At 67.2% G+C, this 21,102-nt stretch carries 19 protein-coding genes and 1 tRNA gene; 12 read left to right on the forward strand and 8 right to left on the reverse strand.

Going from position 1 to position 21,102, the window contains the following annotated elements:
* The first annotated feature begins 1 nt into the window (after position 1).
* The 4 genes from NKT36_RS14140 (at position 2) to NKT36_RS14155 (ending at position 5,330) form a co-directional block, all read left to right on the forward strand.
* On the forward strand, positions 2 to 1,111 hold the full coding sequence (locus tag NKT36_RS14140) for an OBG GTPase family GTP-binding protein (protein ID WP_327051700.1): 1,110 nt from the start codon (positions 2 to 4) through the stop codon (positions 1,109 to 1,111).
* Complete coding sequence (locus NKT36_RS14145; protein ID WP_327051701.1) at positions 1,108 to 1,518, forward strand: TIGR04206 family protein; 411 nt, start codon at positions 1,108 to 1,110, stop codon at positions 1,516 to 1,518. Before NKT36_RS14140 ends, NKT36_RS14145 begins: the two co-directional genes overlap by 4 nt.
* Positions 1,519 to 1,812: 294 nt before the next feature.
* Entirely contained in the window at positions 1,813 to 2,571 is a 759-nt protein-coding gene (locus NKT36_RS14150) for a VOC family protein (RefSeq protein WP_327051702.1), read from the forward strand.
* Between the two features lie 464 nt (positions 2,572 to 3,035).
* Positions 3,036 to 5,330 (forward strand): DUF7827 domain-containing protein, encoded by a 2,295-nt coding sequence (locus NKT36_RS14155; RefSeq protein ID WP_327051703.1) that lies wholly within the window; start codon positions 3,036 to 3,038, stop codon positions 5,328 to 5,330.
* Between the two features lie 134 nt (positions 5,331 to 5,464).
* On the opposite strand, the gene dph5 is transcribed toward NKT36_RS14155, so the two are convergent.
* Both dph5 and NKT36_RS14165 read right to left on the reverse strand, forming a co-directional pair.
* Positions 5,465 to 6,235: a diphthine synthase gene (gene dph5, locus NKT36_RS14160; RefSeq protein ID WP_327051704.1), complete on the reverse strand. Its 771-nt coding sequence runs from the start codon at positions 6,233 to 6,235 to the stop codon at positions 5,465 to 5,467.
* A gap of 75 nt (positions 6,236 to 6,310) precedes the next feature.
* Positions 6,311 to 7,021: a hypothetical protein gene (locus tag NKT36_RS14165; RefSeq protein ID WP_327051705.1), complete on the reverse strand. Its 711-nt coding sequence runs from the start codon at positions 7,019 to 7,021 to the stop codon at positions 6,311 to 6,313.
* Positions 7,022 to 7,369: 348 nt separating this feature from the next.
* Between NKT36_RS14165 and NKT36_RS14170 the strand changes: the two genes are divergently transcribed.
* Positions 7,370 to 8,401 (forward strand): class I SAM-dependent methyltransferase, encoded by a 1,032-nt coding sequence (locus NKT36_RS14170; protein WP_327051706.1) that lies wholly within the window; start codon positions 7,370 to 7,372, stop codon positions 8,399 to 8,401.
* A 93-nt stretch (positions 8,402 to 8,494) separates the two neighbouring features.
* A tRNA-Thr gene (locus NKT36_RS14175) sits at positions 8,495 to 8,569 on the forward strand.
* Positions 8,570 to 8,770: 201 nt separating this feature from the next.
* Here NKT36_RS14175 and NKT36_RS14180 read toward each other — a convergent pair.
* Together NKT36_RS14180 and NKT36_RS14185 are read right to left on the reverse strand one after the other, a co-directional pair.
* A complete protein-coding gene (locus NKT36_RS14180) occupies positions 8,771 to 9,550 on the reverse strand; it encodes a GHMP family kinase ATP-binding protein (RefSeq protein WP_327051707.1) in 780 nt (259 codons plus the stop codon).
* A 257-nt stretch (positions 9,551 to 9,807) separates the two neighbouring features.
* Positions 9,808 to 10,155 (reverse strand): DUF7344 domain-containing protein, encoded by a 348-nt coding sequence (locus tag NKT36_RS14185; RefSeq protein ID WP_327051708.1) that lies wholly within the window; start codon positions 10,153 to 10,155, stop codon positions 9,808 to 9,810.
* A 122-nt stretch (positions 10,156 to 10,277) separates the two neighbouring features.
* Between NKT36_RS14185 and NKT36_RS14190 the strand changes: the two genes are divergently transcribed.
* The 3 genes from NKT36_RS14190 to NKT36_RS14200 all read left to right on the forward strand — a co-directional run bounded on the left by NKT36_RS14190 (position 10,278) and on the right by NKT36_RS14200 (position 12,752).
* Positions 10,278 to 11,117 carry an ArsR/SmtB family transcription factor gene (locus NKT36_RS14190; protein WP_327051709.1) on the forward strand — a complete coding sequence of 280 codons (840 nt, stop codon included), beginning with the start codon at positions 10,278 to 10,280 and terminating at the stop codon, positions 11,115 to 11,117.
* A 27-nt stretch (positions 11,118 to 11,144) separates the two neighbouring features.
* On the forward strand, positions 11,145 to 11,429 hold the full coding sequence (locus tag NKT36_RS14195; protein ID WP_327051710.1) for a hypothetical protein: 285 nt from the start codon (positions 11,145 to 11,147) through the stop codon (positions 11,427 to 11,429).
* Positions 11,430 to 11,858: 429 nt separating this feature from the next.
* Positions 11,859 to 12,752, forward strand: a complete 894-nt coding sequence (locus tag NKT36_RS14200) for a cytochrome c oxidase subunit 3 (protein WP_327051711.1) — start codon at positions 11,859 to 11,861, stop codon at positions 12,750 to 12,752.
* Between the two features lie 723 nt (positions 12,753 to 13,475).
* Here NKT36_RS14200 and coxB read toward each other — a convergent pair.
* The gene (gene coxB / locus NKT36_RS14205; protein ID WP_327051712.1) at positions 13,476 to 14,228 is read right to left on the reverse strand and encodes a cytochrome c oxidase subunit II; all 753 of its coding nucleotides are present in this window, start codon (positions 14,226 to 14,228) and stop codon (positions 13,476 to 13,478) included.
* A 359-nt stretch (positions 14,229 to 14,587) separates the two neighbouring features.
* Between coxB and NKT36_RS14210 the strand changes: the two genes are divergently transcribed.
* Genes NKT36_RS14210 through NKT36_RS14220 form a run of 3 tightly spaced genes read left to right on the forward strand, consistent with a single transcriptional unit; the run spans position 14,588 to position 18,397 of the window.
* Positions 14,588 to 15,481, forward strand: coding sequence for an ABC transporter ATP-binding protein (locus tag NKT36_RS14210; RefSeq protein ID WP_327051713.1), 894 nt, complete (start codon positions 14,588 to 14,590; stop codon positions 15,479 to 15,481).
* Entirely contained in the window at positions 15,478 to 17,355 is a 1,878-nt protein-coding gene (locus NKT36_RS14215; RefSeq protein WP_327051714.1) for an ABC transporter permease subunit, read from the forward strand. Before NKT36_RS14210 ends, NKT36_RS14215 begins: the two co-directional genes overlap by 4 nt.
* Entirely contained in the window at positions 17,348 to 18,397 is a 1,050-nt protein-coding gene (locus NKT36_RS14220; RefSeq protein WP_327051715.1) for an ABC transporter permease, read from the forward strand. Before NKT36_RS14215 ends, NKT36_RS14220 begins: the two co-directional genes overlap by 8 nt.
* Positions 18,398 to 18,409: 12 nt before the next feature.
* Here the strand turns inward: NKT36_RS14220 and NKT36_RS14225 are convergent, their stop codons facing one another.
* The 3 genes from NKT36_RS14225 to NKT36_RS14235 form a co-directional block, all read right to left on the reverse strand.
* Positions 18,410 to 18,859 carry an SHOCT domain-containing protein gene (locus tag NKT36_RS14225; protein WP_327051716.1) on the reverse strand — a complete coding sequence of 150 codons (450 nt, stop codon included), beginning with the start codon at positions 18,857 to 18,859 and terminating at the stop codon, positions 18,410 to 18,412.
* Between the two features lie 268 nt (positions 18,860 to 19,127).
* On the reverse strand, positions 19,128 to 20,612 hold the full coding sequence (locus NKT36_RS14230) for an alkaline phosphatase family protein (RefSeq protein WP_327051717.1): 1,485 nt from the start codon (positions 20,610 to 20,612) through the stop codon (positions 19,128 to 19,130).
* A gap of 252 nt (positions 20,613 to 20,864) precedes the next feature.
* Complete coding sequence (locus tag NKT36_RS14235) at positions 20,865 to 21,083, reverse strand: hypothetical protein (RefSeq protein WP_327051718.1); 219 nt, start codon at positions 21,081 to 21,083, stop codon at positions 20,865 to 20,867.
* Positions 21,084 to 21,102 lie beyond the last annotated feature (19 nt).

Genomic DNA, 21,102 nt, shown 5'->3' on the forward strand with positions numbered 1-21,102 from the left:
GATGGGACTGGAGGAGGAAATCGAGGACCTCCGCGAGGAGATCGCCAACACGCCGTACAACAAGTCGACCGAGGAGCACATCGGCCGGCTGAAGGCGAAGCTCGCGGAGAAGAAAGAGAAACTGGAGAACCAGTCCTCCGCCGGCGGCGGGCACGGCTACGCCGTCGAGAAGACCGGCGACGCGACCGTCGCGTTCGTCGGCTTCCCCAGCGTCGGGAAGTCGACCCTGCTGAACGCGCTCACCGCCGCCGAGAGCGAGGTCGGGTCGTACGAGTTCACCACCCTCGACGTCAACCCGGGGATGTTGCAGTACAACGGCGCCAACATCCAGTTGCTCGACGTTCCGGGGCTCATCGAGGGCGCAGCGAGCGGTCGCGGCGGCGGGCAGGCGGTGCTGTCGGTCGTCCGCGCCGCCGACCTCGTCGTGTTCGTGCTCTCGGTCTTCGACATCGACCAGTACGACCGACTCCGGGAGGAGCTGTACGCGAACAAGATTCGCCTCGACCAGACGCCGCCGAGCGTCCACATCGCCAAGAAGGGCAAGGGCGGCATCCGGGTCACGTCCAGCGTCGACCAGGACCTCTCCCACGACGTCATCAAGGAGATGCTGCGCGAGCACGGGTACGTCAACGCCGACGTGACCCTCCGCGAGAAGCTGGACCTCGACCGGCTCGTCGACGGCGTGATGGACAACCGCGAGTACCTCCCCTCGATGGTGACGGTCAACAAGGTCGACCTCATCGAGCCCGACTACGCCGAGACGGTCAACGAGGAGCTGCGCGAACGCGACATCGACCCCGACGAGGCCGTCTTCATCAGCGCCGAGAAGGAGAAGGGCCTCGACGCGCTCAAGGAGACCATCTGGGAGGAACTGGGCCTGATGCGCATCTACATGGACAAGCCCGGTCGCGGCGTCGACTACGAGGAACCCCTCGTCATCTCCGAGGGGAGCACGGTCGAGGACGCCGCCGAGAAGGCGGGCGGGGACCTCAAGGAGCGGTTCCGGTTCGCCCGCGTCAGCGGTCCGAGCGCGAAACACGACGAACAGCAGGTCGGCCTCGACCACGAACTGGCCGACGAGGACGTCCTCCGGCTGGTCGTCCGGAAGTGAGACGTCTCGCGCTCCTCGCGCTGCTCGCCGTTCCGTGGACCGTCCTCGTCACGCCGGGCGGGACGACCTTCGTCTACCCCTGGGGGCTGGTGAATCCCGAGACGCTTCACCTCACGACCCTTACCGACTACCTGTTCGTCTACACCACCGGTCTCCCCGAGCGACTGCTCGCGTGGCCCGTCAGCGTCGTCCTCTACCTTGCCGCACTGGCGAGCGCGTTCGCCGGCCGCTTCGAGGACCGTCGCGTCACCGGCGGTCTCCTCGTCATCGCCGGGCTGAGCCAGGCCATATTCGCGCTCGGGTTCCCGCGCCGGAGCGGGACGGTGATTCCGCTCGGGACCGTGCTGCTCTGGACCGCAGCCTGGTGGTTCCACTGGCCCGACCTGCGCAGCACGTTCGAACGATGATTCCGGGAACCCCGCTGTCCATCGCTCGCTGACCGTCGACGGACGTTCGCTCCCCCGTCGGTACTGCGCCACCGTCTGTATAGGTGATTCGCACGCACACGCGAAGGACGAAGTCGTCGGCGAGACGGTGACTCGTCGGCGAGACGGTGTCCACGAGATGGTCTGTCCAGGAGCGTCGTGCACGCACCGGACGACCGGGCCTCCAGCTCTCCTCGCCGACCGGCGTGGCGTTCCGGCGCGTCGCCCTTCCGCGAACGGTAGCCTTAACGCGTCGGCGACGGACGTTCCGAACGCATGAGTGGGACACTCGACCACGTTATGATGCGCGTGGAGGATCTGGACGAGAGCCTCGACTGGTACCAGGACCACCTCGACTACGAGGAGAAGGGCCGCTGGGAGGCCGACACCTTCACCAACGTCTACCTCGGGCCCGAGGACGTCCACGAGGAGGGTGCCGTCCTCGAACTCACGTACAACCACGACGGCCGCACCTACGAGATGGGCGACGCCTGGGGTCACATCGCCGTACGCGTCGACGACGTCTACGACGCCTACGAGCAGCTGATGGACGAAGGCGTCGGGGACTACCGCGACCCCGACTCCTGTGGCGGGAGCTACGCCTTCGTCACCGACCCCGACGGCCACGAGGTCGAGATCGTCGAGCGCGACCACGGCGCGCCCTGGAGCCTCGACCACACCATGATGCGCGTCGAGGACGCCGACGAGGCCATCGGCTTCTGGACCCGGAAGTTCGAGTACGAGCACACCGGCCGCTGGGAGGCCGACACCTTCGCCAACTACTTCCTGAAGCCCGAGGGCGCTGCCGACGAGGCGATGGCCGTCGAGCTCACGTACAACTACGACGGTCGCTCCTACGACCTGGGCGACGCCTGGGGGCACCTCGCGGTCCGCGCCGACGACCTCCACGACTACTGGGCGACCCTGCAGGAGCGCGAGGCCGAGGACTACCGCGACCCCGAGTCCTGCGACGACCGGTACGCCTTCACCAAGGACCAGGACGGCCACGAGATCGAGATCCTCGAACGCGAGTAGCGACCCTCGATTCCGACCGACCCACCTTCGTTCTTCCGTCGCTCCCGGTTTTTCAACGCACTATTCCTATCGAGCTGTCACGCTCCGAGTGCCCCGTCTATCAACTTTCCTTTCGGTCATCGATGGGACCGTTTCTCGGATTGACGTTGCCGAGCCACGGGGAAGTTCCAGGGCTAGTCCCCGACGAATGTAGTCGTAATCGACGCATAACGTCGCCACCGTATAACTTCCTTGGCAAACGTTGGCAAGCGCCGAAACCTCCGTTTTCGAGCGCATGACGGGGTAACGGCGGGTTGAAGGACCACAAAGCATTTATAACGAGAGGGTAACGTTTTGACTGTACCCCTACCCATGGTGGCAGAGTCAGCACCGCTTCCCTGCCCGTGCAGTTCGGGTTACACAAAGTATTCAAAGGGTCGTGGGAAAGACGCTGTCGCCGCAGAAACAACCAACCAACGATAACAATGACAGGAAACTCAGATAAGCTTCGCAGTCTGTTCCTGACTGCGCTGATGGTCGTTTCGGTGTTCGCCGGTTCGATGGCGTTCGCCGGTTCGGCCGCTGCAGCTTCGGACGCGCCCGGCTCCAGCGTCGCTCAGGGACCTGTGGAGTATACCGATGGCGGTAACACCTACGTTGAAGTGGTGTTCGACCAGGCAATAGACAACTCTAGCAACCATTACAACTACACCGTTTACGACCGCAGCGGCGGTGAGGTTGGCACGTACTACGCGTCCAACAACGGTAACGATTCGGTTATCCGCCTCGATCTCGGAGGAGACACCGACCTGAACGGTGAGGCTACGCTTTCCGTCCAGAACAACTCCGAGCACGTGGCCAACCACACCATCACGACCACGTCGGCTACGGTCAGTCATGATGGGGACCGTACCACCGCATACGCCGGTGCACGGGTCGCAGTCACGAACAGCACTAACAACTCGGAATACGAGGTCAGCGGCAAGAGCAACAGCTACGTCCGCTCCTTCCGCCTCGGCTCGAACAGTCAGGTGGCAGTTCTCGACACCAGCGACCTTGACGATGCTTCCGACTACCACGTCAACTTCAGCGACGGTACTTCGCAGACGCTGGAGATTCGCGACCTCGGTCTGGGTATCACCGCAGACAACGTCACGACCGAGGACGACGTGAAGGCGACCGTTACGGCAAACCGGTACGGTCGTAACGTCGACGTCACGCTGCTCAAGAACGGTGACGAGGTCAACACGACGAACGGTGACCTCGACAGCGACGCCAAGTCCGAGTTCAACCTCGGTTCGGTCGACTCGACTGGCACGTACACGATCGAGGCGACCGACGTCGCGACCGGTATCACGAACGAGACGCAGATTACCGTCAAGGAACCTGCAACCGGTACGGTCACCTACGACAAGGAGTACTACACGGTCAACCGCGGTGACATCGCCGCGTTCACCCTGGACATCGAGAACTCGGACCACGCCGAATTCGAAATCGGTGACCGGAACGAGGACTTCTTCCAGGCTAACGCGACCGTCACCGACGACGACGAGGACGGTCAGGTCACGGTGTACTTCAACACCTTCGCGACCAACAAGAATGACGAGGACTACCTCACCGTCGACGAGGACTCCTCGATCGAATACGACGCGGACAACGACGCTGAAAACAGTCTCTCGGAGCCGCTCGCAACGAGTGGCGGCTACGAGGTCCGCTCGTACGTCGGTTCGAACGCGGAAGACGCTGAAGAGCTTGCTGTCACCGAGCTTACGGTCGAGAAGCGCTCGACCGACGCTATCAGCAGCTGGATCGCGCCTGAAGACGTCGACACGACGAACGTCTCGACGCTGACCGACGGCCTCACCGACCGCGACACCGTCGCCAAGGGCGACAACGTGGTCCTCAAGGTCGAGGCGACCGGCATCTTCGGCGCCATGGACGGCAAGTCCGAACTCGAGAACGTCGACAACATGACGCTGACCATCGCCGAGTCCGGTTCGAACGTCGAGGCCAACACGAAGGCCGACGTCACCACGCCGGTGAACTTCAGCATGATGAAGGACGCCGACAACGGCTCCTTCTACGCGATCGTCGACACGCAGGAACTCAACGACACCGAGGGCAAGGCTCTCGGCGAGTTCAACGCGACGTTCGACCTCAACGGTGACTACGCGCTCGCCTCCGACGGCAACGAGACCGTCTCGACCACGTTCACTACCGAGGCCGCCGAGATGTCGCTGAACAACGGCGACGAGAAGGCGTTCCCGCAGGGCGAGGGCACCATCACCGGTGAGACGAACCTCGCACCCGGTACGGAGATCAACGTCCGCGCAGCGAGCTCGGGCAAGTTCCGTAAGAACTCCAAGGTCACCGTCGGCAGTGACGGTATGTTCGAGGCGGCGTTCGACCTCGGCAACTACGACAACGGAACCACCTTCGAGGCCTACGTCTCGAGCCCCGACGGCTTCGAGAGTGACTCGAAGATCTCCGGTGCGATCGACTCGAGCGTCCAGGACGAGCCGGACGACACGACGACGACGACGTCGGACGAGCCGGACGACACGACGACGACGTCGGACGAGCCGGACGACACGACGACGACGACGTCGGACGAGCCGGACGACACGACGACGACGACGTCGGACGAGCCGGACGACACGTCCACGACGTCCACGACGTCCACCACGACGAACGACGGCGGTCAGCCCGGCTTCGGTGTCGGCATCGCCATCGTCGCGCTGATGGGTGCTGCGCTCCTCGCACTCCGCCGCGAGAACTAAATCGGAGTAGCTGACTCCGATTCCCGATAATCCGCTTCTTTATCGCGCCAACTCCGATAGCGGCTGCGCTATCCGACGCAGCGATCCACTGCCAAAAGCGACTGTTCTGCGCGCCGAGTACCGCCGCAACAGGGCTATCCGTCGAGCAATTCCTCGGGCGCGTCCGCGAGCGTCGACAACGCATCGCGCTCGACGTGGTGGAGGTCGCCGGGAACGACGAGCAGATGGAGCGGGTCGCCGAACTCGCGGGTCGCGAGCTCGGAGAGTCGGTCGGCCGCAACGAGCGGGTCCGGACTGCCGGCCCGTGCGACGACGACGGCGAGGACGTCCTCGTAGTCCGTGGCGAGCATCTCGGCGGCCGTGCTGGCGGTCATGTACTCCTCGCGCTCGGCTTTGATGTCGAGGTAGACCAGCGTGTGGAGGCCGCGGTCGCGGTTCTCGTCGAGCGCGTCGGTGACGCTGGACGGGACGCCGTCCGCACCGTGGGCGTAGTCGAACGGGAGCGTCGTCGCCTTGCCGAAGCGGTAGTTCTGGAGGCCGGTCAGGCCAGCGGCGGCCGACTGGGCGGTCGGCGCGTGGACGACGCGGGTGTCGATGCCCCGCTCCTCTGCGCGGAGGCGGAGGTCCACGTGCGTCGTCGAGATCATCGTGTCGCCGGCGGTGAGGAAGGCGGCGTCGCCCGCCTCGGCGGCGGCGAGGATGGCTTCGGGGTCCTGCTCGACGCCGGCGCGGTCCCGGACCTGGACGTCGACGTCGTGGTACCGTTCGAGGTCGTCGACGGTCGCGCCGAGGAGCCGGCTGGTGTAGAACTCGGCGAAGACGTCGTCGGCGGCCCGGAGCGCGTCGCGTCCCTCGATGGTGATCGAGCGTTCGTCGTACAGTCCGAGGCCGATGAAGGTGAGCATACCCGCAACTGGACGCGCACGGGAGTTAAGCGGCGCGCATCGGCAGTCGCCGTGAAAAAATGGGCGGTGAACGGTTCAGTACTGCGACGACTGGGTGTGCTGTCGGCCCTGGTACTGCTGGCCACCCTGCTGTGGCTGGGACTGCTGTTGGCCGCCCTGCTGGGTCGGCAGCTGCGTCTGGCCGCCCTGCTGCCCGAACTGCTGGCCGCCTTGCTGCTGGCCACCCATCTGCTGGCCACCCATCTGCTGGCCACCCATCTGTTGACCACCCATCTGCCGGCCGCCTTGCTGCTGGCCACCCATCTGCTGCCCTCCCTTCTGCTGGAGCGACATCAGGCCCTTGTCGATGGATTCCACCGACCGACGGGCCTTCTCGACGGTGTCCTGGACCCCCGGCTCCTGGACGTGCTGCTGGAGTTCCTGCAGACTCTGCTGGAGGGTCTGTTTGGCCGCCCGGCCGATCGGTTCGGCGAACGGCGACTCCCGGAGGATGAGCTTCTTCTGCAGGTGGGCGATGTCCTGGATGTCGTCACAGGCCCGCACGACGTTCGCCATCCCGCGCTGGCAGGCGCGGGTCTTCGTCCACTCCGCGACCGAGGCCACGCGGTCGAGGTCGTGGATGGTCGTCCGAACCTCGCTCGGCAGCGAGTCGTCGAATCGCTGGCCCATCCGCTGGCCTATCTGCTGGCCGCCTTGCTGCTGGCCGCCTTGCTGGCCGAACTGGCTCTGCTGTGAGACTGGTCCACCGTAGCGCTGCTGCTGGGGCTGGTGTATCTGTTGTGCCATGGTTTGCTCCCGCTCCGGGTCGCTCCCGGCGCACTCCACCGTAACATCGGACCCAACTTAACTCGGCGCAACCGTTTCACTCGGTTTTCTCCCGAAAGCCGTATCCGAGGTGCGTAACCGGCTCACAACTACGCTCAGGGCGACAGAGACGCTGCTCCCCTGTCGCGAAGCCCGCTATCCGGGCCCAGGCAGTCGGGTCAGGAACGTGTCCCCCGTGAACGGTCGTAACGACGGATACGCAGCGGTAATCGGGAATACCACCGGACGTCGGTACGGTATCCCGACGACTACCCGCAGTGCGGCGTCCCGAAGCGTCAGCGTTAACGCCCGTTCGAGAGAACTGAAACCATGGAAACGCCGTGCGTGCGCGTCGAGCGCGAACGCGGAGAGGAGACGCGCCGCGAACTCGCGGAGGCCAACCTCCTCCGGGACGACCGCGAGATCGTCGTCGAGGACGGCTGGCTGTACGTCCCCGTGGCGGACCCCGAGGCTGTTCCGGGATCCTTCGAGGTCGTCGACCACGACGTCCCGCGGCGGGAGACCCAGACGATGCCGGCGGACCTCCTCGGCGAGGAACCGAGCTACGAGCGCCTGGGGGACATCGTCATCGTCGACGAGGACGACCCCGACCGCGCCCGCGAGATCGCCGACGCCATCGTCGCCTCTGACCTGCCGGTGCGGACGGTGCTGAATCGGGCGTCGAAGGTCAAGGGCGACCGCCGGGTGCGCGACTGGGACGTACTGGCGACTGATGAGGCCGAACCGGACGAACTGCGAGCGAGAACCGAGACGGTCCACCGCGAGTACGGCTGCGAGTTCGCGCTCGACGTGGCGCAGGTGTACTTCTCCCCGCGCCTCGCCACGGAGCGCCACCGCGTCGCGGAGCAGGTCGCGGACGACGAACACGCGTTCGACATGTTCGCCGGCGTCGGCCCGTTCGTCGTCCCGTTCGCCCAGCGTGGCGCCGACGTCGTCGGCGTGGACATCAACGAGGTGGCGATCGAGTACCTCCGGGAGAACGCGCGCCGGAACGGCGTCGAGGACCGCGTCACCGCCATCCACGGCGACGTTCGCGACGTCGCCGCGGGCGATTCCGACGCGACGGACGCCGACTACGGGAACTGGGCCGACCGCGTCGTGATGAACCTGCCACACAGCGCGGACGAGTTCCTCGACGCGGCGATTCGCCTCGCGAGCGACGACTGCGTGCTCCACTACTACGACATCCAGCACGAGGACGACCCGTTCGGTCCCGGGGAGGCGGCGATCCGCGCGGCCGCGGAACCGGAGTACGACGTCGCGGTCGAGACGCGCCACGTCGTCCGCTCGTACGCGCCGCACGAACTGAACGTCTGTCTCGACGTCCGCCTCACGCGGTAAACGCGAAGTCGTCACCCCGGCAGCCCGGCAGCGATTTCGCAACTCTTATGGCTGTACTGACGGAACGAATGAATGCGAAGCGAGGTACGCCGTGCCGGTGTAGCTCAGACTGGCTAGAGCGATTCCTTCGTAAGGAATAGGCCGAGGGTTCAAATCCCTCCACCGGCTTTCTGTGCGAACGAACGTGAGCAGCGAAAGCACTCGTGGGATTTGAAGTAGACGACGAGCGAGCGGCAGCGAGCGACGTCGGCGTGGTTCAAATCCCTCCACCGGCTTACCTTCTGCGACGACTTCCAGTCCGGTCGCTTCTCGCCTTGCCGATGCAGTACCTGCGAACGAAGAGTCCATTCCGTCAGCGGTCGCGTTCCCTCAGAGCAGTCGCGCGCCCTCGGCGGCGATCCGCGTCCGCTCGTCCAGGACGCCGTCGACGCCGACGGCGAATGCCGTCTCGCCGAGCATGGCCATGCTGGCCGTCCCGCCGGCGGCCTCCACGTCGGCGACCGCCTCCCGGACCTGGTCGGTCGGGAGGCCGAGTTCGCGCGCGAACTCCCAGGACCGGTCGAGCAGGTGCGTGAGCGACGGCTCCGCGGGGAGGGCGTCGAGCACGGCGCCGCCGACGCGTTCGACCTCGGCCATCAGTCCGGGGTCGCCGAGCGCGTCGCTGGTCGCTATGCCGCCGTAGGAGACGTACTCCACGGGGTCGTCGCGGTGGTAGCGCCGGATGCCGTCGCCGTAACTGGTCACCAGCCCGCCCGATTCCTGGATGAACACGTCGCCGAGACCGGTGCCGGCGGCAACCTCCGCGCGGTGGGACGCTTCGACGAGTTCGTCACGGGTCGCGCCGAGGTCGAACCGCTCGTCGACGGCGAGCGCGGTCGCGAGCGTCGCCGCACCGCTCGCACCGAACCCGCACCCCACCGGGAGGTCGGCGGTCAAATCGACGCGGGCGTCGACGCCGAGGTCGTCGAGCAGCACCTCGACCGGTTCGAACGCGGTCGCCGTTCCGTCGAGGGTGACGACGGTCTCCTCGGCGTCCGACACGCTGGCGACGACGCCGTCCTCGATGGCCAGGCTCGCACCGCGCGACTCGTCGCCGGACTCGGCCGGCGCGAAGACGGCCGTCACGCTTCCCGGGGCGAACGCTTCCATGCGAGCAACTGGGAGCCGGGACGGTTTATATGGTTGGGAACGGTCGGGAATCGGGGTGGAGTGCGGGAATCCCGACGTGGGCGGGCGGGAACTCGGGCGTGTGCGAAGTAGCGGACGAGCCGTAGAGGGGGACCGTGGAAGACGTGTCCGTCGGGACGCGAGGTGACGATGCAGCGGGGCCCGGAAGGCGAGTCGAGGGGAGCGAGAACAGGAGTGGTCCGCGACAGCGCGGACGGGGTCGGGCCACGCGGACCGGGTCAGGACTGCGCGGAGTCGAACTCCAGGGTCACGTCGAGCAGGCTGTCGAACACGTCGGGGAACTCCGCGACGGTCACACGCTCGTTCGCCTCGTCGTACTCGATCAGGCCCGCCGCGCTCAGTTTCGGCACGTCGGTGTGGTGCAGGTCCGTGTAGAGGCGGACGTGCGCTTCGGCGGAGAGGGGTTCCGACCGTGCCGCGTTCAGCCAGCCCGCGACGTTGTCCGCGAGTCGCGTGACGGTGGCTTCCTCGTGACGTCGAAGGTGATAGAGTGCGTACCGCCTGCGGGGTTCGGCGAGTATCTGCAGGAAGGGACGCAAGGAGTCCCTGGTCGTATCGGCTTCCATCGTGGTTGACGACGCGACGCTTTGCCGTCGGTTGCCTTAAAACGACTGATTGGCTCTCTCGACTGTCGCGCGACGGACGCCTCCTACGTCGGGTTTATATCCGGGGTCCAGCATGTTCCCGTATGGTCGACTTCCTACCCTCCAGCGTCGACCCCGCGGACGACGACAGGGGCCCGCGGGTGGTCGGCGTCGACAGCGACGACGCCGACGACCTGCTGGCGGCGCTCTCCTCGGACACCAGCCGCGACATCCTCGCCGAACTGTACGACGACCCCGCGTCGCCCGCCGCCCTGGCCGACCGGGTCGACACCTCGCTCCAGAACGTCCAGTACCACCTGGGGAAGCTGGAGAACGGCGACCTCGTGGAGGTCGTCGACACCGTCTACTCCAGCAAGGGTCGGGAGATGGACGTCTACGGCCCGACGGCCGAGCCGCTGGTCCTGTTCGCGGGCAACGAGGAGGAGACCGTGGGTCTGAAGTCCGCACTGACGAACCTGCTGGGAGGCGTCGGGGCGCTGGGCCTCGCCAGCCTCTTCGTCCAGCGCCTCTCGACCGGGGACCTGCTGGCGTTCGACGCGTCCTCGAACGCGGGCGGTGGCGGCGGCCCCACGACCGGTGATGCGGCAGACGGGACCACGGCGCTTGACGCCACCGATAACCTTTCCGCTACCTCGTCCGTGACCGACTCGACGACGCGGTCCACCGTGGCCGAAGCACCGACGCGGACCACCGACGCGGTGAATACCGCCACGGAGACGGCTGCGGAGGCGACGAAGACGAGCGTCACGACGACGACGGAGACGGCGACGCAGACGTCAGAGGCGCTGTCGACGACCGCTCCCGCCGGCGGTACCGAGGCCGCGGCTGGACTACCGCCGGGGCTGCTGTTCTTCGCCGGCGGACTGCTGATGCTGGCGCTCGGGTTCGCGGTCTGGTACGTCCGCCAGCGCGGACAGGTCTAAGGGACGTGCCGTCGAACGTCGGGCGGTATGGACGCTCGACGGACGCACGCGCTCGGCACGCTCGCGATCGCCGCCGGGACCGCGCTGTTCGTCCTCGCGCTCTCTGTCGTCGTCGTGGGCGTGGTCGGCGTCGTCGACGAGTCGGCGACCGTGCGTGACGTCGTGCGGACCGTCGCGACGACGCTGTCGCGAGACTCGACGCAGTCGTCGGCACCGGGTCGGGCGCTGTACGTCGGCGCCGCCGGACTGGGCGTCTCGCTGTGGCTGCTCGGAATCGGACTGCTGCTACAGGGTCGGGCCGAACGGAGGTGACTCGGGTGGCAAACGTGTCGGTGGAGTGGCGGCGGGCAGTACGGCGCTGTGCGCTCGAAGTTCGACGCGTCGGGAGCGGACCGGAAGGGGTGGCCGTGTGGCGCGCTCCGTGGGGGTGGATGACTTTTCTCTGGCTGGCGATGATGACTGTTCCCTGACGGTCCCGAGCGTGGCGACGCTCGCTCGCACGCCACGTTCGTGTGCAATCGTCGGGCAGTGAAAAAAGCCGCTAATTGTGGTACGTACGTCTCTATAGCTGTTCCGTCAGCGGTCGAGCCTTCCGTCGCGTCACGTCGTCGCGGACGCTGGTGCGGCAACGCCGGTCGGTCGTCGAACGTCTTCGGGTCGGTCCCCCGGTCGTGATTGCACGCGCACCGCGGCGAAGATTTTTGGGTGCATTTTTAGTAGTCGAAGGGTAACCGTTCCAGTATGGCAGTAACGGACGATTCAACAGAGGAGCACGGTCATCACCTGCCGGCCGTCGAGGACTGGCCACAGGGCTTCGGCGAGGCGTCGTGGTGGCCCTTCATCACAGCGGTCGGTGCTGCCGGGTTCTACGTCGGTGCCGCACTGTACGTGCTCGGCCACGGTGGCGAACAGATCGTCAGCCCGATGATCGGACCGGCGGTGTTCATCGGAAGCGTGTTCATCTTCCTCACCGGCCTGTACGGGTGGGTGTACCACGCCTTCGTGAAACACTTCTGGTCCCGGGACACGAACGAGTCTGGCGCGACGGCGTTGCGCTGGGGGATGGTCGCGTTCCTCGGGTCCGAGATAGCGACGTTCGGCGCACTGTTCGTCTACTACTTCTTCATCCGCGCGGGGGCCTGGCCTCCGGCGGGTGACGAACTCCCGGAACTGATCCCGATGACCAGCAGCCTCGGCGAGCTGATGGGGTCGCTCGTGCTCATCAACACGACCATCCTGGTCATCAGCAGTGTCACCCTTCACTGGGCGCACGTCGAACTCCGGAAGGACAATCACAGACGGTTCCTCGCCGGTCTCGGCGTGACGCTGCTGCTGGGCATCATCTTCGTCGGCGGACAGGTGCTCGAGTACTACGAGTTCATCGTCCACCACGGCTTCACCCTCACCGGTGGCGTGTTCAACAGCGCCTTCTTCGGACTGACCGGCCTCCACGGCCTGCACGTCAGCCTCGGTGCCGTCCTCCTCGGCATCGTCTTCATCCGCGCGCTGTTCGGTCAGTACTCCGCGGACCGTCACGTCTCCGTCTCGACCGTCTCGATGTACTGGCACTTCGTCGACGCCGTCTGGATCTTCCTCGTCGTCGTGTTGTACGCCGGCGCGGAGATGACGGTCTGACCACGCCCTGAACCTTCCTCCGTTCTGCCCGTCGACCAGCACCGGCAGTGGCGTCACTGCTGACTGCGGGTTGCAGCGTGCGTCGCGTCGTCGCGTGCGTCTGCCGCTGCGCACACAGCGTCGCTGCAGGCGGTCCTCTCTTCTGGCTTCGCCGGTCGACGCGGGCGTCGGCGTCGCGGGGTTGCGGTCCGGACTGGTGCCGTCCTCTCCCCCGTCGTCATCCCGCGTCGCGAGTTGCGCAACGAACACGACCGGGGGACGCGGTACGCGACGGAACGGCCTAACGCCAGTCGGGATTCCACTCCATGCTGTCTCCGGGAGAACTGTCCGACCCGTGCACGACTGCCCGGCCGGACGCTGCGGTAGCGTTTCGACTCGCCGAGATGACGTCGCCGTCGCGTCTCCCGCGACTGCCGTTCACGCAGTCCAGTCGCTTCGCTTCGACCTGTGGCGCTCTGGGGACGTCGTGACGGTCAGCGAGAGCACGTCACCCCTGACGGAGTGTGTTCTCCTGAACGTGCGTGTTGCTCTGGGCCGGGGCGTCGCTGGCGACCGACGGAGATCGGGTCGTGACGAGCAGGGGTCGACGTCGGGCGAGGCGCGCGGATGACGGGGATTGCCGAGTCACGGCGTGCGGAGCGGTTGCGTCGTGGTGGCGAGTACCGGAGCGGCGACGCCACTCGTGGTCGGTCGTCGGACGTCGGATGAGAAGGAGAGCGTCCGTTACGCTTCGGAGCTGTTACCGGCCGTGCTGTTGTTGGCACCGTTGGCACCCTGCTCGTTGAGCCACTGCTGGTAGCCCTCCTGGGTGCGGACCTCGACCTCGCTCAGCATGTTGGAGTGGCCGACGCCACAGTACTCCGCACAGTAGACCGTGTAGGTGCCCGTGTCGGTCGGCGTGGTCTTGATGACGTTGTGCTGGTTCGGAAGAGCGTCCTGTTTCAGGCCCATCTCGGGGACGTGGAACGAGTGGATCCAGTCCGTGGACGTGACGTTGAGGTAGACGGGGCGGTCCTTCGGGATGACGAGCGTGCTCGCGCCCTCGATGCCCTGTTCGGGGTAGTCGTAGTTCCAGATGTACTTCTGGCCGACGACATCGACCTCGACGGCGTTCTCGGGGACGTTGTTCGCGTCCTCCGGCGTCGTCGTGACCGCCCCGTTGGCCATCACGCCGTACGACGCGTAGCCGACGAACAGCAGGACGATCGCGGTCGCGACGGTCCAGGTGATCTCGAGTCGACGGTTCTCCTTCGTCGGGAGCGGGTCGTCGTTGTTCCGGAACTTCCACACGGTGTAGATGAGAATGCCCTCGACGAGTACGGTGATGGGAATCGCCGCGTACAGTAGCTGACTGTTCAGCGTACGGATGAGCTCCTCGGTCGTCGAATCGTACCCCTGCGCGAGCGCGGGGTCGACTGCGACCGCAAGCAGCGCTGTCCCCAGCACCGCGACGAACGCTGGCCGCTTGGAATCCATGCTGGCTAGTCGTTGGAAAGTTACCCATAAATATGTGCTGTCTTCTCCCGCGTGGTCGAACCCCGAGGAAAATGTTACCGCAACGGAGTGTGTCGGTCACGCCGGCACGACACGGGCAGTGCGACCCGGACGGACGGCGAGAGCATTCCCGGCGGACAGCGCACGGGCAGTCGTCCGGTCCGTTCCGCAGCGTTACCTCCTCTCGCCCCGAATTGTAAACTGGCGAAACTGACAGGAGAGTGTCTGCGACGGTCCGGGCGATCGTCGCGTCGTCGCAGACCGCAGGGAGGAAGACGGTCTCCCTGGCCGCGAAGAGGCATACAATCAAGTCCCTCCAGTATCGAGTGTCGAACATCTCGATGATCGAAGTCGACGACCTACGAAAGGAATACGGCGGCTTCACCGCCGTCGAGGGGAGCAGCTTCGCCGTCCCCGAGGGCGAGGTGTTCGGCATCGTCGGCCCCAACGGAGCGGGGAAGACGACGACCCTGAAGATGCTCGCGGGCCTCATCGAACCGTCCGACGGGACGGCCCACGTCGCCGGCTACGACGCGGAGGACCCCGAGATGCGGAACTACCTCGGCTTCCTCCCCGAGGAGTCGCCGCTGTACGAGGACATGACGGCTCGCTCCTATCTGCACTTCTTCGCCGACCTCTACGACGTCCCGGACGCGACCGCGACCGACCGCATCGGTCGGACCCTCGACAGGCTGGAACTCGACCACCGCGACCGACGCATCGGCGACATGTCGAAGGGGATGAAGCGGAAGGTCGCCATCGCGCGCTCGCTGGTCAACGATCCGGACGTCCTCATCTACGACGAACCGGCGAGCGGCCTCGACCCGCTCACGACGAACTACATCGTCGAGTTCACGCGCGAGCTCGCCGAGTCGGGGAAGACGGTCGTGTTCAGCGCGCACAACCTCTTCCACGTCGAGAGCATCTGCGACCGCGTCGCCGTGATGAACGACGGTCGCATCGTCGCCCGCGGGAGCGTCGAGGCCATCCGCGAGGAGCACGGCCAGACCGCGTACCACGTCTACACCACGGTCGAGGTGGAGGGAGCCGAACCGGAGGACGACACCGAGACCTATCGCAGCGTCGTCGCGAGCATGGACGCCGTCGAGGAGACGCGAGAGCGCGCGGCGGCCGCAGGCGGCGAGGTCGTCGACATCGAGACGCACACGCCGAGCCTGGAGGACATCTTCCTCGACCTGGCGGCGGAGTCGCCGGACGTGGAGGGACGACCGTGAAGCTACGGAAGACGCTCCGCATCGCGCGCTGGGAGGTGAGCAAGAACGCCGGGCAGTTCGACCGCCGAACGCTCGCCGTCCTCGGCGTCGTTCTCCTGCTCGTCGCCGGACTCACTCCCCTGGTCGTCGACCGCGGCAACACCCTCGACGACGGCATCTACACCGTCGGGGTCTCCGGGGAGAGCCAGTACCACGGCCCCGTCACGGACGACTCGACGTTCGCCGTCGTCGAGCCGACCGCCGGTAACTACGAGTCCGAGCGCGTCGACCTGTTCGTCTGCCCGCCCGACGCCGGGTTCTGTCCCCCCGGACGGATACTGTTCGACGAGGACCCGAAGGGGAAGGCCGCGCTCTCGGAGCTCCGGAAGACCGTCACGTCGTACAACGACGAGATGATGGTCGACGAACCGGACCGCGCCGCCGCGTTCCCGGTGAACGTCACCCTGCTGTACTCCGAGCAGAACGCCACCGGAAGCGAGGGCGGCGAGCCCGCACAGCCGCGGGACGTCACGACGCGGACGACCGCGCCGGGCGAGCAGCGACTCGGCGGGAGCACCGGCGGTGAGAGCGCCGACGGTGGCGCGCAGTCGCCGCCGGACGGCGGGGCGGGCGCCATCAGCGCGCCGTCGGTCGGCGGCGGCTCGTCCGTCTTCGTCGACGAGCAGCGCCAGGGGTCGCCCTCCGACATCACGCCGCCGTTCCCCTTCGAGTCGCTGGTGCTCGCGTTCGCGTTCGTACTGCCGATGAACTTCGTCATCCAGGCGTACGCGAGCAGCGTCCTCGACGAGCGCGTCAACGAGCGGGGCGAACTCCTGCTGGTCTCGCCGGTCTCCCGGGGGGACATCATCGCCGGGAAGACGCTGCCGTACCTGACGGGGATGGTCGCCATCGCGACGCTGACGGCCGTCGGCATCGTCTCGATGACGCCCGCCGGCGGGGCGGACGCGTTGACGCTCGCCGGCACCGTCGCCACGTCGGTCGCGGCCGTCCTCCCCATCGCCCTCCTCTTTCTCGCCAGTGCGTTCGTCGGCGGGATGTTCGCCCGGTCGTTCAAGGAACTGACGTTCGTGACGGTGTCGCTGTCCGTCCTGCTCACCTCCTACGCGTTCATCCCGGCCATCTTCACCGACGTGCACCCCATCGCGGCCATCTCGCCGCTGACGCTCGTGGTGACCGCGCTGCAGGGCGAGGCGGTGCCGCTGGCCGACTACGCCTTCTCGACGCTGCCGCTCTATCTCTCGGCGGGCGTCCTGTTCGCGCTCGGCGCGGGCGTCTACCGCGAGGAGGACATGTTCACCCAGCGGTCGGTGCCGATGAAGGCGCTGGACGCGCTCGACAGCCAGCTATCGGGCCGGCGCAGCGTGGCGAAGCTCAGCGCCCTCTCCATCCCGTTCGTCTTCGTCGGCGAACTGCTCGCCGTCGCGCTGCTCTTCGCGCTGCCGGTCGGCCTCTCGATGCCCGTCCTGCTGGTCGCCATCGCGTTCGTCGAGGAGGTGGCCAAGAGCGTTCACGTCTACGCCGGCTTCGAGCACGAACGGTTCGGCCGCACGCTGGACGACGTCGGCGTCCTGGGCGCGCTCAGCGGTCTCGGCTTCTTCCTCGGCGAGAAGGCGACCGCCATCTCCCAGCTCGTCGGACTGCCGAGGCAGGAGCTCGGACAGGCCGCGTTCGGCGTCACGACCGGACTCGGCGTCGAGGCCACGCCGCTCGTGCTGGCCGGCCTCCTGTTCGCGCCGCTGGCGCTCCACGTCGTCACCGCGACGGTGACGGCGCTCGGGGCCAGCCGGGACCGCAACGCCTACCTCGGGGCGCTGGTGGTGGCGACGCTGGTTCACGCGTCATACAACCTAACGGTGGTGAGCTACGTTGGATAGACGGCTCACCGTCGCGCGGCGGGAGCTCGCCTCCCTCCGCAGCGAGAAGACCATCGTGCTCGCCATCCTCATCCAACTGTTCGTCGCGGCGTTCTCCTCGTTCCTCGCGGTCGGGCTCGTCTCGCTGTACGACCCCGGTGCGGCGTCGAACGGATACACCGTCGAGTTCGGCGTGACCGGCGAGGCCGGCAGCGACGTCGCGCCCGTCCTGGAGGGCCAGGACGACTGGGAGGCGGTCGAGTATCCGAACTTCGAGACCGCGATGAACGGCTTCCGGCAGGGGCAGGTCCACGCCGTCCTCAGGGTGGAGCGGACGCCGGACGGCCGGGCGCAGGTGACTGCCATCGCGCCGGACGGCAACGTGAAGACGACGCTCGTCGTCACCCAACTGCGCGAGGTGCTCGACGCCTTCGAGCGCACCGAGCGCAACCGTCTCTCCTCCCGACTCGAACAGCAGCCGATCGAGCCGCCCCGCGAGACCCGGGCGAGCCCCTACTTCGGGTTCACGTACACCGTCCTCGTCCCGCTGCTCGTGTTCCTGCCGGTGTTCATCAGCGGGAGCGTCGCCGTCGACACCATCACCGAGGAGTTCGACCGCGGAACGCTCGAACTGCTGCGGGTGACGCCGCTGACGAACGTCGACATCGTCGACGGGAAGCTGCTGGCGATGGGCGTCCTCGCGCCGCTCCAGTCAGGGACGTGGCTGCTGTTGTTGTCGGCCAACGGCACGAACGTCTCGAACCCGGCCGAACTGCTGGTGCTCGCGACCGCGCTCTCGCTCGTCGTGGTCGCGCTGGGAGCGACGCTCGCGCTGCGGTTCCGCGACCGCAAGCAGGCCCAACTGCTGTTCTCGCTCGGCATCCTCGTCCTCTTCAGCGCGACCTACCTGCTCCCGGAGACCCCCGCGAACACCGTGGCGAAACTGGCCATCGGCGCGCCCACGGCGTTCACGCACGGCATGGTCGCCGTCTACTCGGTGGCCTCGCTGGCGGCCTACTTCGCGGTGCGGCGGTACGTCGGTTCGCGCGGACTCGACGGGTAGCCCCCGTCGCCGCTACTCCTCCGTCCGACCGCCGACGGTCGGACGGCCACCGTCGGTCGCCCGGCCGCCGTCCGTCTCCAGTCGCGCGCGCCGGCGCTCGAACTCGTCCTCGTCGATCTCGCCTTGCGCGTAGCGCCGCCGGAGCACCGCCATCGCGTCCTCGGTGCGGTTGCCGGGCCGTCCGTCGCGGTCACTCCCGGAGCGGCCGCTCAGGGCCGCGTAGAGCACGAGCCCCACGACGACCAGCAGGAGGCCGACGGCGAGCAGCCAGAGCAGCCCAGTCCCGTCCCCCATCCAGCCGCCGACGCCGCCGTGCGTGCCCATCCAGCCGTCGTGGTGATGCAAGCCGTCGTCGCCGCCGTGGGCGAGCGCGACGCCGGCGAACGCGACCGGTAGCGCGAGCGCGCCGAGTGCCGTCCCGGCGACGGCCGACCGTCGCCACTGACGGAGGTTCCGTTCCATGTGAGAACGTACGTGGCTCCGGTTTACGTCTATTTTCCCTCTGATGGTCGGGGCGAGACCGAGCTCACCTTTGGTTTCCGGTGCTGGTGCGGACCGAAGCGTTGGTTTCCTCGACCGGAACGGCGTTACGCGCCGGCGGTCCGGCCGACCGTTCGGGACGGTTCACGGTCGCCTCCCGAGCGCCGACGTGGCGTCGCTCGGTGGGTCCCCCTAACCCGCGAACCGGGATTCAACGGGCCGTTACGGTCGGGGGCGCGCCGGCGGACGACTAGCCGCCGTCGGTGCGCGCCGTCGGCGCGTCGCGGAAGGTCACCTCGCGCGTCCGCGGGTCGCTTCCCTCGGCGAAGACGTCGGCCCGGACGCGCCCGTCCATGTCTCGCGGGACGGGTTCGCCGTGCATGTGGAGCAGCGTCGGCGCGAGGTCCAGTATCGAGAGGCCGTCGACGTCACCGGTCGTGAACGCCGGTCCGGTCGCCGCGAACAGGCCCGACCGCGTGTTCACTCCGTCCCAGGCGTCGTGCTCGCGGGCGAAGACCTCGTCGCTGCCCACCTTGTCGGAGACGTGGACGTCGGGCGCCTTGTCGACGACCACGTCGGGCCACTCGTCGGCGTAGGGTCCATCGTAGACCTCGTCGCCGCGGTAGACCGCCTTCGCCACGGGGCGACCGTCCGGCGTCTCCAGCGTCGAGAGCTTCTGCAGCAGTTCGTCGCGGACTATCTCGCGCTCGGGACCGTCGACGGCGAGGTACACCGGCCCCTGGGCGCTGGCGACGGCCCGGGTCCGCTCCCAGTTCGCAGTGTCGATCTTCCCCCGGCCGACCTCCCCCCGGTCGTTCGGGAGGTGGTCGACGACGGCGCGCGGCGCGAGGCGGTTCGCGGCGGTCTGGACGTCGAACGGCAGGCGCTCGTCGACGCTCGCGAGGGTCTCCTTGAGGCGGTCGGCCGTGACGCCCAGACTGTGAAGCGTGCTGGCGACCCTGGCGTCGAAGGACAGGTAGCCCTGCTCCTGGAGCCACGTGTTGACGTAGAAGACGCGCTCGATCTCGGCGTGGCCGTGGTCGCTCATCAGGACGACGTTCGCACCGTCGTCGAGGAAGTCGCCGAGGTGGTCGTCGATGATCTTCCACGCGCGGAGCGAGTACTCGCCGTCCCAGCGGTGGTGGTGGAGCGCGTTGACGTAGAACGTCGTCAGCTGGAGCAGCGACAGCTCCCGCGTCTCCCGGAGGTACTTGCCCACCTCGAACTGGGTGTCGATGTGGTCGAGGACCTCCTCGAAGGCCGCCTCGTCTCCCGAGTCGAGCGACTTCCGCGTGATCGGCCGGTAGTCGAACTCGCTCCGGAGTTCGGTCTCCAGCGACGACGGACTCGTGAACCCGGACGCGTCGGCGTCGGGCGCGCCGGAGACGACGCACTCCCCCATCGACTTCGGCGGGTAGGTCGTCGGCACGCCGACGACGCCGACGCGCTCGCGGTCGTCGAGCAGCTCCCAGTACTCGTCGTGGTCGTGGTACCGGTCGTTCGGCAGGTACACCCGTTCGTCCTCCGTGTCGACGTTGTACCACCAGTACACGCCGAGCTTGCCGGGATTCTTCCCCGTCGCGTACGCCTTCCAGTTGGGCGACGTCACCGGCGGCAGGACCGACCGGAGGTTGCCCGCCACCCCGCCGTCGACGATACGTGCGAGATTGGGCAGTTCGCCCGCGTTCAGCCACGGTTCGAGCAGTTCGAAGCCAGCGCCGTCGAGACCTATCACTACTGTGTATGTCACTCCTGACCCCCCTTGCGGCGTTGCGCGGTCACCGACGCGTGGATCGACCGTCGACGCCCGACACGCGTCACGCCGCTCGCAGTACTATAGTAGGCGCGACATGTCCTTAGTTACACGCTGGCTATCCGCACCGAAACGCCGGAGTATGCGCGCGACTGTCTCGTCGACGCGCGGTTTCGTCGCCGCCCCTCGCCCTGCCGGGAGTTACTCCCGGTCTGACCGCCGTCTCGGCCTCGCTCACTCCGTCCGGACGCCGGCGGCGCACGAGCAGGTCACCGCCGGGTCCATCACCTCGTCGACGGGCATCGACTCGCCACATCCGGTGCAGACGACACGTGCGCCAGACCGCCGTCTGCGTTCCCGGTAGTAATCGAGCGCCTGCGACCCGACGACGGCCGCTGCTCCCAGCCCGACCGCACCCATAAGGACAGTGTCAAGTGTGCTCTCGCGTGCCATGACCCACCAACGAGAGGCC

Origin of the sequence: Halomicrococcus gelatinilyticus (genome assembly GCA_024227995.1) — an archaeon.
GTDB classification, from domain to species: Archaea; Halobacteriota; Halobacteria; order Halobacteriales; family Haladaptataceae; genus Halomicrococcus; species Halomicrococcus gelatinilyticus.